The organism is Rhizobium sp. 18065 (assembly GCF_902706095.1).
Classification (GTDB): domain Bacteria; phylum Pseudomonadota; class Alphaproteobacteria; order Rhizobiales; family Rhizobiaceae; genus Allorhizobium.
Genome location: NZ_CACSJP010000006.1, coordinates 63025 through 79411 on the forward strand (window position 1 = coordinate 63025; position 16387 = coordinate 79411).

The window sequence follows — 16387 nt, forward strand, 5'->3', positions numbered from 1 at the left end:
GATGCAGGGCGCTATTGTGCGCGTCGATGAGGTTTCATCAGCCCGATTGCTGACGAGGCTTCTGCCAACCGCCTCCACTTGACCGGAAACCGCTGTGAGCGATTTTTTCGTCATCGGTCAGCCGGGCACATGCAATGTTCACGGAAATTTATCCCCTTGCGGAACACATATGGAACATATAGTGTCTGTTCTGTATTTGTTTCACCAATGGGGCATCGCATATGCTGACGCGCAAGCAACAGGAACTGCTTCTTTTCATCCACGAACGGATGAAGGAATCCGGCGTGCCTCCCTCTTTCGACGAAATGAAGGACGCGCTCGACCTGGCGTCGAAGTCGGGCATTCACCGCTTGATCACGGCGCTCGAGGAGCGCGGATTCATACGTCGCCTGCCGAACAGGGCCCGCGCGCTTGAAGTCATCAAGCTGCCGGAGGCCTATACGCCAAGCCTGCAGCCACGGCGCGGCTTTGCGCCCAGCGTGATAGAAGGCAGCCTTGGCAAGATACCGCCAGCACCCGCTGCACCGACCCGATCTTCCAGTGATGGCAATTCCTTGTCGGTCAGCGTACCTGTCATGGGCCGTATCGCCGCCGGCGTGCCGATCTCGGCCATCCAGAACAACACACATGATATCACCGTGCCGGCCGAAATGATCGGCTCGGGCGAACATTATGCGCTGGAGGTCAAGGGCGATTCGATGATCGATGCCGGTATTCTCGACGGCGACACCGTGATCATCCGCAATGCCTCGAATGCCAATCCCGGCGACATCGTCGTTGCCTTGGTGGACGACGAAGAGGCTACGCTGAAGCGTTTCCGTCGGCGTGGCGCATCGATCGCGCTGGAGGCGGCCAATCCGGCCTACGAGACGCGGATCTTCGGGCCTGACCGGGTTAAGATCCAAGGTAAGCTCGTCGGTCTCATCCGGCGCTATCACTGACACATCGGGCCAGCATCTGCTGGCCCTTTTTTTGTTTGTGTCATTCGCGCTTGTCCTGGTTTCCCGGATTACTCGTCGAAGGATTGATCTGCCGAGTGGCTGCCGGCTTGCGAGCCGCTGCGCCAGTCATACAGGCGGTGGCGGGTCCAGGGACGCGGTGGACCGGCAAAGGACGGGATGATCGTCAATGTCCGGCTGGAGCGTTCACGAAGTAAAATTTCCAGACTTCCCGTGCTCCGCAGGCTATCGGCTGAAATCAGTCGCGCGCCGGAACGGCAACTGGCAAAACCCGGGCGCTGGGCAACGATGACAAGATCGGCAAGATCACAGGCAATGCCCGTCACCTCGTGACGATCGAGCGTGATGATGCGCCAATCGTGAAGCACGGCGGCGCAAGCGCCCTTGATACAGGTGAAATGCTGATCGTGGGCAGAGGCCAGAAGATCTCGGAGCCTCTGACGGGCCATCGAGATTTCCGCCTCGGACAGGGGCGTTCGTCTTGGCCTGTCTGGCGACACAAGCTCGGCTGCCGGACCGGTCATTGCCGGACCGGTCATTGCTGGGGTGGTCATCGGCTGCGGCGCGATGGCGGCAGTGAAGCCCAGAGCGGGCTGCCATTGATCGAAGATGAACGCGGGCGGTCGGAGGCGATTGGCGGCAATCTGGTCGCCAGCCGTCCGCATGGTCGCGGTACCCGGCCAAAAACCGACGAGCCGCCCGTCTTCGCTAACGGCCAGATCAGCCCTTGGTGCCTGGCTCGAAAGTCCCGCCACAAGCAGCGTGACAGCAATCACCAGCGGCCCTGCATGGCGCAAACGGGTGCGCAGCAGCGTCAACAGCAGAAAGCCGGCGACGGTCATCGGCAGGAGCCATGCGGGTTGACGCATGAAGGCATAGCCGTCTCCCCATCCGGAAATCTCCTCGGCAACAACCAGCACCCATTCCAGGCCAGACCCCATGACAATCAAAAACGGGGCGTCGAGCCCCAGCGGCATGAGGATCATCGCGATGAAGCCCGCCGGCATTACGATCAGCGAAATCAAAGGCATGGCTATCAGATTGGCCTCAAGGCTGTGGGTCGAGAGCCGATGAAAATGGCTGATCGCAAAAATCGCCGTGGCCAGTCCGCCGATCAGGGAGGTGGCGAGAGTCCCGCCGAAAAAACGACCCAACGTCGCAAGCAAGACGAATTTTCGCGCGCGAAAGCGTGGAAGGACATGCCTGGGCCTTGATCGCCAGCCGGCATAACCGGCGATCAAGGCGGCGGTTGCGGCAAAGGACATCTGGAAACTTGGCCCCAACACGGCCGATGGCTGGACAATCAGGATGAGGGTTGCAGCCAGAGCAAGGTTGCGCAGGCTGATCGCGGGACGGTCGACAAGTACCGCCACCAGCATGATCGAGGTCATCAGATAGGCCCTGACCGCCGAGACCTGATAACCGGAAATAAGCACATAGCCGGTGACCGCCAGAAGCGCGCCGGCGGCGGCGATCTTCTTTACCGGATAGGTCTGGGCCAAGACCGGAAACAGACTAAGGCCCGCACGCAGGCCGACAAAGAAGATGCCAGCAGCGAGCGCCATGTTGAGGCCGGAAATCGCCGTAATATGGGCAAGCCCGGATAGGCGTAGCGCGTCCGTTGAACCCTTCGACATCGAGCGCCTCTCACCGGTGATGATCGACGCCGCAAATGCGCCGGGATCGCCCGGCACGACGGTTCGGATGCGGGTGGAGATCTGGTCGCGCAGCGCAAACAGCGACTGATCTGCAGTCAGCCAGAATTCACGCCAGAAATCATGTGAAACTTCGGCTCCTGAGGCCACCGGGTGCGAAGATGTGACCTGAGCCCGAGCGACTGCGACCGGTGGCCCGAGAAAGAAACCAACGGCACCGATGCCGGAGAAATAGCTGGCGAAGGCGAAATCGTTCATTCCGGGCAGTGCTGGTCCTGACGGCGGCGACAGGCGGGCACGACCGGTTGCCGCTGCACCGATCGCCAACGGGTCATGGCGGCTGCGGGCAAGGACGGAAATACGTTCGGGCGGGCGGCGCAGCGTCGGCTCAACGGTGCCGGTCAGGCGCATGATATAGCGCCATTCGCCGGCAGATCCCGCCTCCCTGCGTTCGACGACCCCGGTGACGATCGTCACCACCGGCTGGTCAAGCATGGTGGTCGCGGCTCTCCGCGTTTCCCATTCCGCAAGAAGCATGCCGGCGCAGGTCAATGCCGCAGCACAGAGCATGGCATGTCTTGCCGTCGCGGGCGCCGTCTGGAACCAGATGCCGGCCAACAGGGCGGTAAATATGCAGGCGACGACGGTTGCCGGTGGTGGTGCCGGGAGCACGAACCAGACGGCGGCACCCGTCCCGAGGCATACCGGGACGAAGTGAAACAGATGGCCATGCCGCGCTTCAAGCGCGAGAGCGGCGGCACATGCAGCGGGAAGTCTGGCAACGCGCTCACGCCAATAGATCAAGGGCGGGTTTGTCCGCTTTACAGCGGTGGCCGGTCGCCTGACCGTAGGCGAACTTTCGGGCAGCGCAGCACCATCCTGCGCCGCTGCTTCGGCCATTGCGGTCTCGCCCTGCGCCAAGTCTGACACGTGCATCCGTCCTTCGCCGAAGCCGGAAAAAGCCCGGCTAAAGCCCAGAGACTAAAGGATTTCCGTCAACAATCAATGCGTGCATAGCGCCCCGCCCTGAAAGCCTTTGCGACTTCAATCGGTTAGAACCGATCGGTTCGATTGTTGCCGATTTCGCGATGCACAATTTGCCCTTTGGATAGCTTGGCATTAACTTCCGTATCATATAGCTACATCCATACGCTTAACCGATGGCGCCTTTTTATCGAGACGCCGTCCCGCCAATTCCGGAGGATTAGCATGACGGACAAGAGCGCTTCTTTGAAACTCGGGGAACAGACGGTTGACCTGACCGTCAAGGGCGGAACCATCGGCCCTGACGTGATCGACATCGCTGCCCTGTACAAGCACACCGGCGCCTTCACCTACGACCCCGGCTTCACGTCGACGGCGTCGTGCGAATCCAAAATCACCTATATCGACGGCGATGAAGGCGTTCTGCTGCATCGCGGCTACCCCATCGAGCAGCTGGCAGAAAAGGGCGACTTCCTCGAGGTTTGCTATCTGCTGCTCTACGGCGAATTGCCGACCGCTGCCCAGAAGAAGGACTTCGATCACCGCGTCACGCATCACACCATGGTGCATGAGCAGATGAGCCGCTTCTTTACCGGCTTCCGTCGCGACGCCCATCCGATGGCTGTCATGGTCGGCACCGTTGGCGCGCTCTCGGCCTTCTATCACGACTCGACCGACATCACCGATCCGCACCAGCGCATGGTCGCGTCGCTGCGCATGATCGCCAAGATGCCGACGATCGCCGCCATGGCCTACAAGTACCATATCGGCCAGCCGTTCGTTTACCCGAAGAACGACCTCGACTATGCGTCGAACTTCCTGCGCATGTGCTTTGCCGTTCCTTGCGAGGAATACAAGGTGAACCCGGTTCTGGCGCGCGCCATGGACCGGATCTTCATCCTGCATGCCGATCATGAGCAGAACGCCTCGACTTCGACCGTTCGTCTTGCCGGCTCGTCGGGCGCGAACCCGTTCGCCTGCATCGCGGCCGGCATCGCCTGCCTCTGGGGCCCGGCGCATGGCGGCGCCAATGAAGCGGCTCTCAACATGCTGATGGAAATCGGCACCGTTGACCGTATTCCGGAATATATCGCCCGCGCCAAGGACAAGAACGATCCGTTCCGCCTGATGGGCTTTGGCCACCGCGTCTACAAAAACTACGACCCGCGCGCCAAGATCATGCAGAAGACCATGTACGAAGTGCTGGAAGCGACCGGCCATGGTGACGACCCGCTGATGCAGGTCGCTCTTGAGCTCGAGAAGATCGCGCTCAACGACCCGTATTTCAAGGAAAAGAAGCTCTACCCGAACGTCGACTTCTATTCCGGCATCACGCTGCGCGCGCTTGGCTTCCCCACGACGATGTTCACCGTGCTGTTCGCGCTTGCCCGCACAGTCGGCTGGATCGCCCAGTGGAACGAAATGATCGAGGACCCGCAGCAGCGCATCGGCCGCCCGCGTCAGCTCTACACAGGTTCGCCGCAGCGCGACTACCTGCCGGTGCCCAAGCGCTGATCGTCCGCAATCCTGGACCAATGAAATAAAATGGGGCCGGCGGAGCAATTCGCCGGCCTCTTTGTTTGTCGCCTCGATGCTGGCCTCAGACGCGCATGCGGCGACGTTCAAGGGCCTTGTCGATCTCACTGACAGCCAAGACCAGCATTGCGATGCCGAGAAGCATGAGCCAGTCGGTTGCCGCGATCGGGGCAATGCCGAGCACGTCGCTCAGGCCCGGCAGATACATGGCCGCCAGATGCAGCGCCTGGGAGCCGAGGATGCCGAGCAGCAAATACGGATTGGAGAAGGGCGACTGGCTGAAGACCGAGCGCCGTTCGGAGCGGCTGGCCAGACACTGGACATTCTCGAAGAGGATAAACAGCACCAGCAGAAGATTGCTTGCCTGGAGTGACGTCATGCCGGCATCCAGCAGGGCATAAAACAGGGCGAAACCACCGAACCCCATGACCAATGTCGCCACGACAAGACGGCGCAGCATCAGCCGGTCGAAGAGCGCCTCATCCGGCCGTCGGGCCGGGCGGGTAAGTTCATCGCCTTCCGCAGGCTCGGTCACCAGAGCCACGTCCTGAACGCCATTGGTAACAAGGTTCAGCCACAGCAACTGCACGGCACTGAGCGGCATGGGCATTCCGAGCACCATGGCCAGCAGGAACAGCAGCACTTCTGCCGCACCGGTGGCACCGAGCATAAAGACGACCTTGCGGATGTTGCCATAAGCCACCCTGCCCTCGACAATGCCGGCGACGATGGAGGCGAAATTGTCATCGGTCAGGATGATGTCGGCACTGTCCTTGGCGACATCCGTACCCTTCAGGCCCATCGCCACACCCACATGCGCATGCTTGAGCGCCGGGGCATCGTTGACCCCGTCTCCGGTGACCGCAACGAAGTGGCCATTGCGGGCCAGTGACCGGACGATGGAGAGCTTCTGCTCGGGCTTCACGCGAGCAAAGACACGGATATGTCGTGTCAGCCGATCCAGTAGACCTTCGCCCTTTGCCAAGGCCTCTGCCACCTCGTCACCGGTCGCCACGGAACGATCATCGACCGCAATCCCCGCCCTTTCGGCAATCACCCTTGCCGTGCGCGGATCGTCACCGGTGACTACGACGACACCGATGCCCGCAGCATTGCAGGCAGCGATGGCGGAAGGAACCTCCGGCCGGATCGGATCCTGCATGCCGGCCAGTCCGAGGAATGTCAGATCCACCAGCAGATGACCACCGAGGCCATCCTGGCCGACATGCTCCATCTCGCCTTCGGCAAAGGCAAGCACACGCAGCCCGTCGCAGGCCATGTCGGCAATCTGGCGCTCCAGCAGATTTGGATCAAGCGCGACGACCTGTTCCCCGAACTGCATGCTGGAGCACATGGCCATCAAACGTTCCGGCGCACCCTTGGCAAAGATGCGCAGCCGATCTTCTGCATGGTGGAAGGAGGCGGCATATTTCTGCTCCGGCTCGTAAGGCAGGCGCCGATGCAGCGGGAATTCTTCCAGAAGCCTGGCTTTCGACATGCCAGCCTTATGGGCAGCGGCCAGCAAGGCGATATCGACGGTGTCGCCGCTCGGATCCCACAGACCGTCACGGCCCGCAAGCTCGGCTTCATTGGGCAGGCTTGCGGCGCGCAACAACAGTGATACGGCTTCGCTCGCCTGGGCATGTTTGCCATCGCGGGTGCGGATCGCGCCATCGGTCGCCTGACCGCCCGCATCGATCAGCCAATGGGTTTCGTCAGGTAGCCGGATGTCGGTGACGGTCAGTTCATTCAGCGTCAGTGTCCCGGTCTTGTCGGTCGCGATCATCGTGCAGGAGCCGAGTGCCTCGACTGCCGGCAGATGGCGGACAATGACATGGGCTTTCGCCATGCGACGCATGCTGATGGCCAGCGCCACCGTGATCGCAATCGGCAACCCCTCCGGGATGGCACTGACGGCCAGACCAACCGACATGGTCAGCAGGTCCACCAGCGGCATACCCCGCCAAAGCCCGATAAATACGAGAACGACGATCGCCACACCGACCGCATAGGCGATCTGGCGGGTAAACTGCTCCATACGGATCATCAAAGGCGGCTTGGCACTGGAAGGCGCCAGAATGGCACCGGCAATGCGGCCAAGCTCGGTGCGGCTGCCCGTTGCCTGAACGCGGCACGTCGCCCGTCCCCGTGTCACCATGGTGCCGGCATAGGCGAGTTCGCCGACCGCTTTCGCCACTGGCTTTGATTCGCCCGTATGGGCGGCTTCGTCGCATTGCAGGCTTTCCACTTCAAGCAACTCGATATCGGCGGGCGTTCTTTCGCCACTTTCCATGAGGACGATATCGCCGGGCACCAGTTCGACCGCGTCCAGCCTCTGGCGCACGCCATCCCGCACAACGGTTGCCTGTGGCTGCTCCAGGGCTCTCAAGGCCTCTGCGGATTTGCCTGCAGAATGCTCCTGAAAAGCGCCAATCATGCCGTTGATCGCAAGCACGATCGCGATGAAGCCGGCGTCCGCTGTCTCGCCAAGCAGAAGGGAAAGACCGGCGGCGGCCAGCAGGATGTAGATCAGCGGACTGAAAAACTGGCGCAACAAGACGTTGAAGAATGTTGGCGACGCCGCCACAGGCAAACGGTTCGCGCCCCATCTGGCGCGCAAATCGGCCACCTGAGAGGCATTCAGGCCGCGGGAGATATGCGGAGCGACTTCACGCATTCGTGTGTCCATCACGGCATATCCATCCCGGTTTCGACCATCTTGCCATGCAGTATGAAAGCATCAGGCACCGGCTGCTTTGCGCGATGTCAAGCGAATGGAACTTGCAAGCGTGGCCGCCGAGTCAGCCGGGCCGCGACGCCTTCGCCTCCGGTTGCAGGCTTTTCGCCAAACGAGCCTTCATTTCCTCGGCGGTTTGATTTAAGGAAGTCCACCCGCTTCGCCCGATGCGAAGGTTTGTCATGAGGTAATTGCGTTCCGATGCTCGTCATTTTGAGAAAAGCTTCCCAAACCCTGGTCGCCAAAGTGCTTATGTCGATGCTTGTCATCTCATTTGCCGTCTGGGGCGTTTCCGCCTCCCTGTTCAGCACCACGTCGAACTCCGTGGTTACCGTTGGCGATCAGACCGTATCGGCGAACGACTTCGCGTTTGCCTATCAACGGCAGGTCACCGATCTCAGCCGACGCTTCGGCACGCAGCTGACCACGGAACAGGCACGCGCGCTCGGCATCGAAACACAGGTGTTCTCGCAGCTTGCAGCCGGGGCCGCACTTGACCAGCTCGCAACCGACATGAATCTCGGCCTGTCGCAGGATCGCCTGGCACAGCTGATCGCCGAAGATCCGGCCTTCAAGAACGCCGCCGGTAGTTTCGATCGCCAGCTGTTTGCCTCGCGTCTCGCCAATGCCGGCCTGCGCCAGGACGACTATATCGAGGAGCGGTCGAAGGTGGCGATCCGCAGCCAGATCGTCGATGCGACGGCGGACGGGTTCACGGCCCCCAAGGTTCTTGTCGATGCGCTGAAGGCCTATCGCTACGAAAATCGCGACGTCAATTATGTTCTCCTGACCAATGCCAATATCGATCCGGTCAAGGCCCCGGACGATGCAACACTGGCCGCATGGTTCCAGACAGCCAAGGCCGGGTTTCGCGCGCCTGAATATCGCAGCTTCACCTATGTGAAACTGGAACCGGCCGACATTGCCGACAAGGCGGCAATCTCGGATGAAGCAATCCGCGCCGACTATGAGAAGCGCAAGGCAAGCTATGAAATCGCCGGGACGCGCACGATCGAGCAACTCACGTTCGAGACACGCGAACTGGCTGACGCCGCCGCCGCCGAACTGGCGTCAGGCACGCCCTTCGACCAGCTTGTGTCCGATCAGGGCAAGACCGCAAGTGACGTGCTTTTGGGCGATTTCTCGCGCGAGAAGCTGCCTGATGTTACACTCGCCAATGCTGCCTTTGCCGTCGTCAAGGAAGGCGGCACGACGCCTGTTGTCGAAGGCGCACTCGGGCCGGTGATCCTGCGCGTCACCAATATCAAGGAAGGCCGCACACGGCCGCTGGAAGAGGTCAAGGAAGAAATCCGCGAGGCGCTGGCGGAATCCGCCGCGATCGCCGATATCACCACGGTCCACGATCAGTTCGAAGACCTGCGGGCCGGCGGCACGGCACTCAAGGAAGCCGCCGAGCAGCTGAAACTCAAGCCGATCACGGTTGACCTCATCGATCGTCGCGGTCTGGATGGCCGTGACACGGAAGTTGCGGGCATCCCGGAACGTGATGCGCTGCTCGCCGAAGTCTTCAAGACCGATATCGGTGTCGAGGCCCTGCCGGTCAATGTCGGCAATAGCGGCTACATCTGGTTCGATGTGACAGACATCAAGCCGGAACGCGATCGCGAACTGGCGGAAGTGCGTGAAAAGGCTGTAGCCGACTGGACAGCCGAGCAGCAGAAGATTGCGCTTGGCGCCAAGGCCGAAAGCCTGCGCAAGCGCGTCGCAGACGGTGGAAAGCTGGAAGATATCGCGACCGAACTCGGTGTTGCGGTTGAAAGCAAGGCCGGCCTGACGCGCCGGAGCGAAGACGCCGTTCTCGGTTCGGCGGCCATCGTTGCTGCTTTTGGCGGCCCGGTTGGCACGGTTGCAAGCGCTGCAGGCGCCGACCCGACAACGCAGATCCTGCTGGTGGTCACTGCCGTGCGCGATCAGCCGAGTGGCAGTGTGCTCAATAATGAGGACGAGCAGATCGTGTCCATGGCCAATGCGGCCGGCGACGACATTCTCGACCAGATGGTGACCCAGCTGCAGACCGACTATGGCGTGACCTTCAATCAGGCACTGGCCCAGCAGGCCATGGTCCGCTAACAGCAGCCCGGGGGGAACTAAAATGTCCGGCTTGAAGCCCTTCATCGCGAAGATCGCCACCCGTCAGTCGCTGACGCGCCAGGAAGCGAGTGACGCCTTCGAAATCCTGATGTCCGGCGAAGCCAGCGCGGCCCAGATCGGCGGTTTCCTGATGGGGCTTCGCGTGCGTGGCGAAACCGTCGACGAAATCGCCGGCGCCATCTCGATCATGCGCCAGAAGATGGTCACCGTAGAAGCGCCGGCAGATGCGATCGACATTGTCGGGACCGGCGGCGACGGTACCAATACCTACAACATCTCGACGCTGGCCGCCCTGATCGTTGCCGGGGCTGGTGTTCCCGTTGCCAAGCACGGCAACAGGGCCTTGAGCTCGAAGTCGGGAACGGCCGACGCGCTTTCGCAATTGGGCGTCAAACTGGATATCGATCCCGACATGATCGCCCGTTGTATCCGCGAAGCGGGCATCGGGTTCATGTTCGCGCAGTTGCACCATCCGGCCATGCGCCATGTCAGCCCGACGCGGGTGGAGCTTGGAACGCGGACGATTTTCAACATTATCGGCCCGCTGTCCAGCCCGGCCAATGTCAAGCGTCAGCTGTTCGGCGTCTATTCGCCGGAATGGCTGATCCCAGGTGCGGAAGCGCTGCGCGATCTCGGACTGACGAGCGCCTGGGTCGTGCATGGCAGTGGCCTCGACGAAATCACCACCACCGGGCCGTCGCAGGTCGCGGCGCTGAAAGATGGCGAAATCACCACGTTCGAACTGACGCCGGCAGACTTCGGTGTGCCGACTGTCGGACTGGACGCCATTCGCGGCGGTGACGGTATCGTCAATGCAGCAGCGCTGCTCGATGTACTGAACGGGGCCAAGACCGCCTATCGCGACGTGGCTTTGTGCAATGCGGCGGCCTCGCTGATCGTTGCCGGCAAGGCTGCCGATATCACCGAAGGCATGCATCTCGCCAGCCAGTCGCTCGACACCGGCAGTGCTCGCTCTGCTCTCGAAAAGCTGATCGCCATTTCCAATTCTGCCGTGTCGAGCTAAGCTTCAGTCATGACCGACATTCTCAAACGCATCGAAATCTACAAGCGCGAAGAAATAGCAGCGGCCAAGGCCGCTCGCCCGATCGAAACTCTCAGGGCGACGATCGAGACACAGAGCGCGCCACGCGGCTTTTACAAGGCGCTGGTCAGGGCACAGGCCGAGGGGCGTTTTGGCCTGATTGCCGAAATCAAGAAGGCGAGCCCGTCAAAGGGCCTGATCCGTCCCGATTTCGATCCGCCGTCGCTGGCGGCGGCTTACGAGGCGGGCGGCGCTGCCTGCCTCTCCGTGCTGACCGACACGCCGAGCTTCCAGGGCGCACCGGAGTTTCTTGGGGCTGCCCGCGATGCCTGCGCGTTGCCGGCGCTGCGCAAGGATTTCATGTTCGAGACCTATCAGATCGTCGAGGCTCGCGCCTGGGGTGCCGACTGCATCCTGCTGATTATGGCTTCGCTGTCCGACGATCGGGCGGCCGAGCTTGAAGGCGAAGCACTGGCGCTCGGTATGGATGTGCTCGTCGAAGTGCACGATGCCGAGGAGATGGAACGGGCCCTGAAGCTCACCTCTCCGTTGATCGGCATCAACAACCGAAACCTTCGCACCTTCGACGTCAGCCTCACGGTCAGCGAAGAACTCGCGCCCATGGTGCCGGCCGACAGGCTGCTGGTCGGCGAGAGCGGTATATTCACCCATGCCGACTGCCAGCGAATGCAGGCGGTCGGTATCACCACCTTCCTGGTCGGCGAAAGCCTGATGCGCCAGGACGACGTGGCGGCAGCCACCCGTGCCCTGCTGACCGGCGCGTCCGGCGCGCTGGCCGCCGAATGAGCAGCGACCGAACCGGCCTCACCCATATCGGCGCGTCCGGCGAAGCGCATATGGTCGATGTCGGCGACAAGGCCGAGACGGTTCGCGTGGCGATGGCCGAAGGCCAGGTACGCATGGCAGCCGAGACGCTGCAGATCATCCGTGACGGCAATGCCAAGAAAGGCGACGTGATCGCCACGGCGCGCATTGCCGGAATCATGGCGGCGAAGCAGACCTCGAACCTCATCCCGCTGTGCCATCCGTTGATGCTGTCGAAGATCACAATCGACATCAGCGAACTGCCGGAACTGCCGGGCCTCAGGGTCGTCGCAACCGTGAAGCTGACCGGCAAGACCGGGGTCGAGATGGAAGCGCTCACGGCGGTTTCCATCGCCTGCCTGACGATCTACGACATGGCAAAGGCTGTCGACAAGACAATGGAGATCGGCAACATTCGCGTGCTGGAAAAGACTGGCGGCAAGTCAGGCCCTTTCCGCCACCCGGAGGCCGAATAGATGTCGCTTCTACCGGTCGAGGAGGCACAGGCTCGACTGCTGTCGACGGCAAGACCGATCGTCGATGTTGAGCACCTCTCTCTGCATGACTGTGACGGTCGGGTGCTCGCCGACGATCTGGAAGCGCGGCTGACGCAACCTCCCTTCGACGCCTCGGCCATGGATGGCTATGCGCTCAAGGCTGTAAATGCGGCAGAGCCCGGCGCTGTTTTGCGCGTTGTCGGCGAATCGGCCGCCGGCCATGGCTTTGCCGGCCTGGTAGGCGAAGGCGAAGCGGTTCGGATCTTCACCGGCGCGCCCGTGCCCGCGGGCGCAGATGCCGTACTCCTGCAGGAAGACGCCGAAAAGCTGGATGGCGACCTGATCCGGACTACGTTTCCGGTAACCCTCGGACGCCATATCCGGCCGCGCGGCCAGGACTTCAGGCAAGGTGACGTTGCGCTGAACGCAGGAACCGTCGTCGATTTCACCCGGATTACCCTGGCTGCTGCGATGAACCACGCGTCACTGCCTGTCTACCGACGGCCGCGCGTGGCGATCATTGCAACGGGAGACGAACTCGTTTCTCCGGGCGGCCAACCCGGCCCAAGCCAGATCATCGGCTCGAACACATTCGGCATTGCCGCACTTGCCCGGGCAATCGGCGCCGACGTCATAGATCTTGGCATCGTCACGGATGATCGCGCCAAAATCACCCATGCGATTGCGCAGGCACAGATGGCCAGGGCCGATGTCGTGGTCACGCTGGGTGGTGCGTCGGTCGGCGATCACGATCTCGTCCAGTCTACCTTTCTGGCGGCCGGCATGAGGCTCGATTTCTGGAAGATCGCAATGCGGCCGGGCAAACCGCTGATGGTCGGCAGTTTAGGTTCGACCCATGTGCTCGGCCTTCCCGGCAATCCGGTGTCGAGCATGGTCTGCGGTCTGCTGTTCCTCGAACCGCTCCTGGCCAGGCTCGGTCATCAACCATATCCCGATCGCATGACGACCGCCCGTCTTGCCGCGCCGCTTGCAGCAAACGACCGGAGACAGGACTACCTTCGGGCGCGGCTTTCCCGCAATCCTGCCGGGGAATTGCGGGTGGAGAGCTTCGGCAAGCAGGATTCGTCGATGATGAATATCTTCGCGCAATCCGACTGCCTGATCGTACGGCCACCGTATGCACCGGCACTGGATGCAGGCGAGTTCTGCCCGATCCTGATGCTTCGGCCATTTATCGGCTAGTTCTGCTCACGGTTTGACAGCCGTCACATGGAGCCATGTGGTGCTTTCACCATCATAGCCGCTACCGGGGTTCGTCTTTATGTGAAGGCTGTTCCACGACGAGTTGCGATAGATGTCCTCAAGCTGCGGCGCAGACGGATTGTTGTAGTAGCGACCGAAACGGTCCCTGCCCTCAGCCTGACCTGATTTGTAGCTGGCATAAAATCGACCCTCCGGTTTCAGGGCGGTGTTGATGCGTGCAATCACATCGGCGAGGTCCTGCAGCGGGACATGCAACAGGCAGGCGCTTGCCCATATCGCGTCAAACTCGGAAACTGCCGACAGGTCGCCGGCTGCCAAGACGGACACCGTGCGCGCAAGGCGGCTCGTTGCGCTTGCTGCCAGTTCAGGGGACGCATCCGTTGGGGTCACGTCAAAGCCGCGGGCAATCATGGCGGCGCTGTCGCTGCCAGCACCACATCCGAGTTCAAGGATTCGCGCATTCGCGCTGAGGTCTGACAAAAAGAGATCAAGGTGGCGGCTTGGCTCCGTGCAGGACCAATGAACGTAGGTTGTCGCTTCGCGAGCATAAAACTCCAGCGTCTGGCGATCCTCAGACACGTGTTGAACCATCCTCAGCGCCAGCATTCTCATCGAAGCCCAACTGGCGTTTGATCGACTGCTCGATCTCCGCCTCGATCGCCTTGCGCTCCTCTTCCGGGAGTGCAGCAAGATCCTCCTCCGTCATGCCGTGACTTTCAAGATAGTCGTCCCGGATTCTTTCGGCCGCAGTCTTGTCCGAAAGTTCTCGGAACTGGTTCGCAAGATCGTCTTTGCCCGCAGCCGCTGTTTCGGCATCTTTCGAATAATAGATATCGGTCTGGAGCAGCCAGAGGTTGCTGGTCAGGCTTTTTGCCGAGGTATCCGACTCAACCCCGACCGAAGACGTAGTCGCCGATGAGGTCGATGCGGGAAGTGCCGCATCAGCGGAACTCTTCTTCGGCTGGACGGCGTAAGCGTTGGAATAGATAGAATTTTCACCGATTCGCATGGCAATCTCCTTGAATATCCGCGGAGATTGCGTCGGATAACTTGCGCGGAGCTTGGACCGGGCAACAAAAAACCCGGCACAAAGGCCGGGTTTGTCGAATTGCGGTGACCTCGTCTCAGACGAGGCGGCTCTGGTCGACTGCCGCACCGATGAAGCTTGCAAACAATGGATGCGGATCGAGCGGTCGCGACTTCAGTTCCGGGTGATACTGGACGCCGATGAACCACGGGTGATCCGGGTATTCCACCGTTTCCGGCAGCAGTCCGTCCGGCGACATGCCGGAGAAGATCAGGCCACAGCTCTCCAGCCGGTCCTTGTAGTCGACGTTGACTTCGTAGCGGTGGCGGTGACGCTCGGAGATATCGGTCGAGCCGTAGATCTCGGCAATCTTGGTGCCCTTCTTCAGAGCCGCCTTGTAGGCGCCGAGACGCATGGTGCCACCGAGATCGCCAGAGGACGCACGCTTCTCGAGCTGGTTCCCCTTCATCCACTCGGTCATCAAGCCGACGACCGGCTCGTCGGTTTTGCCGAATTCGGTGGAAGAAGCCTTTTCGATGCCCGCCAGATGACGTGCCGCCTCGACGACCGCCATCTGCATGCCGAAGCAGATGCCGAAATACGGAACCTTACGTTCGCGGGCAAACTGGGCCGCCAGGATCTTGCCCTCGGAGCCACGCTCGCCGAAGCCGCCGGGCACGAGAATGCCGTTGACCTTTTCGAGCCACGGCGCCGGATCTTCCTTTTCGAAGATTTCCGACTCGATCCATTCGAGCTTGACCTTGACCCGGTTGGCGAAACCACCGTGGTAAAGTGCCTCGATCAGGGATTTGTATGCGTCCTTGAGGCCGGTGTATTTGCCGACGATCGCGATGGTGACTTCGCCTTCCGGCGTGTGGATCCGGTTGCAGACCTCCTCCCACTGGTCGAGACGCGGCTTGGGCGCCGGTTCGATGCCGAAGGCCGCCAGGACCTCGTTGTCGAGGCCTTCCTTGTGATAGGCCATGGGAACGTCGTAGATGTTGGCAACATCGAGGGCCTGGATGACGGCTGTCTCGCGTACATTGCAGAACAAAGACAGCTTGCGGCGCTCGGCCTGCGGGATCTCCCGGTCGGCACGCACCAGCAGGATGTCGGGATGAATGCCAAGTGCCTGCAGTTCCTTGACGGAATGCTGGGTCGGCTTGGTCTTCAATTCGCCCGCGGCCGGGATATACGGCATCAACGTCAGGTGAACGTAGACGGCCGTGCCGCGCGGCAGGTCGTTGCCGAGCTGGCGGATCGCTTCCATGAACGGCATGGCTTCGATGTCGCCGACCGTGCCACCGATCTCGCAGATGACGAAATCATACTCGTCATTACCTTCGATGACGAAATCCTTGATCTCGTTGGTCACGTGCGGAATGACCTGAACGGTCGCGCCGAGATAGTCACCACGACGTTCCTTGTCGATGATGTTCTTGTAAATGCGGCCGGTGGTGATGTTGTCGGTCTTGGTGGCCGAGCGACCGGTAAACCGCTCGTAGTGGCCAAGGTCGAGGTCGGTTTCGGCACCGTCATCGGTGACGAAGACTTCGCCATGCTGAGTCGGGCTCATGGTGCCCGGGTCAACGTTGAGATAGGGGTCCAGCTTGCGCAGCCGCACACGGTAACCACGTGCCTGCAACAATGCCCCGAGAGCTGCGGCCGCAATTCCTTTACCAAGAGAGGAAACCACGCCGCCAGTGATGAATACATATCGCGCCATGGGCTTCACCGGATACCGTTTAAGATGAGATTCCGCCAGCCCTTAATGACTCTGTCCCACATA

At 61.2% G+C, this 16387-nt stretch carries 12 protein-coding genes; 7 read left to right on the forward strand and 5 right to left on the reverse strand.

Going from position 1 to position 16387, the window contains the following annotated elements:
* Positions 1-221: 221 nt before the first annotated feature.
* Positions 222-941, forward strand: a complete 720-nt coding sequence (gene lexA, locus GVK95_RS15290; protein WP_159951137.1) for a transcriptional repressor LexA — start codon at positions 222-224, stop codon at positions 939-941.
* A gap of 68 nt (positions 942-1009) precedes the next feature.
* Here lexA and GVK95_RS15295 read toward each other — a convergent pair whose 3' ends face one another.
* Positions 1010-3550 (reverse strand): ComEC/Rec2 family competence protein, encoded by a 2541-nt coding sequence (locus GVK95_RS15295; RefSeq protein WP_159951139.1) that lies wholly within the window; start codon positions 3548-3550, stop codon positions 1010-1012.
* Between the two features lie 273 nt (positions 3551-3823).
* Between GVK95_RS15295 and gltA the strand changes: the two genes are divergently transcribed.
* Positions 3824-5113, forward strand: a complete 1290-nt coding sequence (gene gltA, locus GVK95_RS15300; RefSeq protein WP_159951141.1) for a citrate synthase — start codon at positions 3824-3826, stop codon at positions 5111-5113.
* A gap of 85 nt (positions 5114-5198) precedes the next feature.
* Here the strand turns inward: gltA and GVK95_RS15305 are convergent, their stop codons facing one another.
* The gene (locus tag GVK95_RS15305) at positions 5199-7811 is read right to left on the reverse strand and encodes an HAD-IC family P-type ATPase (RefSeq protein WP_200844299.1); all 2613 of its coding nucleotides are present in this window, start codon (positions 7809-7811) and stop codon (positions 5199-5201) included.
* Between the two features lie 261 nt (positions 7812-8072).
* Here GVK95_RS15305 and GVK95_RS15310 point away from each other — a divergent pair, with 261 nt between their 5' ends.
* Genes GVK95_RS15310 through glp form a run of 5 tightly spaced genes read left to right on the forward strand, consistent with a single transcriptional unit; the run spans position 8073 to position 13550 of the window.
* Positions 8073-9962 carry a peptidylprolyl isomerase gene (locus tag GVK95_RS15310; RefSeq protein WP_159951145.1) on the forward strand — a complete coding sequence of 630 codons (1890 nt, stop codon included), beginning with the start codon at positions 8073-8075 and terminating at the stop codon, positions 9960-9962.
* 22 nt (positions 9963-9984) lie between these two features.
* Entirely contained in the window at positions 9985-11007 is a 1023-nt protein-coding gene (gene trpD / locus GVK95_RS15315) for an anthranilate phosphoribosyltransferase (protein WP_159951147.1), read from the forward strand.
* Between the two features lie 9 nt (positions 11008-11016).
* Positions 11017-11832: an indole-3-glycerol phosphate synthase TrpC gene (trpC, locus tag GVK95_RS15320; RefSeq protein ID WP_159951149.1), complete on the forward strand. Its 816-nt coding sequence runs from the start codon at positions 11017-11019 to the stop codon at positions 11830-11832.
* Positions 11829-12326 (forward strand): cyclic pyranopterin monophosphate synthase MoaC, encoded by a 498-nt coding sequence (gene moaC / locus GVK95_RS15325; protein WP_159951151.1) that lies wholly within the window; start codon positions 11829-11831, stop codon positions 12324-12326. Before trpC ends, moaC begins: the two co-directional genes overlap by 4 nt.
* Entirely contained in the window at positions 12327-13550 is a 1224-nt protein-coding gene (gene glp / locus GVK95_RS15330) for a gephyrin-like molybdotransferase Glp (protein WP_159951153.1), read from the forward strand.
* Positions 13551-13556: 6 nt separating this feature from the next.
* On the opposite strand, the gene GVK95_RS15335 is transcribed toward glp, so the two are convergent.
* The 3 genes from GVK95_RS15335 to GVK95_RS15345 all read right to left on the reverse strand — a co-directional run bounded on the left by GVK95_RS15335 (position 13557) and on the right by GVK95_RS15345 (position 16333).
* Positions 13557-14150 carry a class I SAM-dependent methyltransferase gene (locus GVK95_RS15335; protein WP_159951155.1) on the reverse strand — a complete coding sequence of 198 codons (594 nt, stop codon included), beginning with the start codon at positions 14148-14150 and terminating at the stop codon, positions 13557-13559.
* Complete coding sequence (locus tag GVK95_RS15340) at positions 14143-14580, reverse strand: hypothetical protein (protein ID WP_159951157.1); 438 nt, start codon at positions 14578-14580, stop codon at positions 14143-14145. Before GVK95_RS15340 ends, GVK95_RS15335 begins: the two co-directional genes overlap by 8 nt.
* Positions 14581-14695: 115 nt before the next feature.
* The gene (locus GVK95_RS15345; RefSeq protein ID WP_280178077.1) at positions 14696-16333 is read right to left on the reverse strand and encodes a CTP synthase; all 1638 of its coding nucleotides are present in this window, start codon (positions 16331-16333) and stop codon (positions 14696-14698) included.
* Positions 16334-16387: the final 54 nt, after the last annotated feature.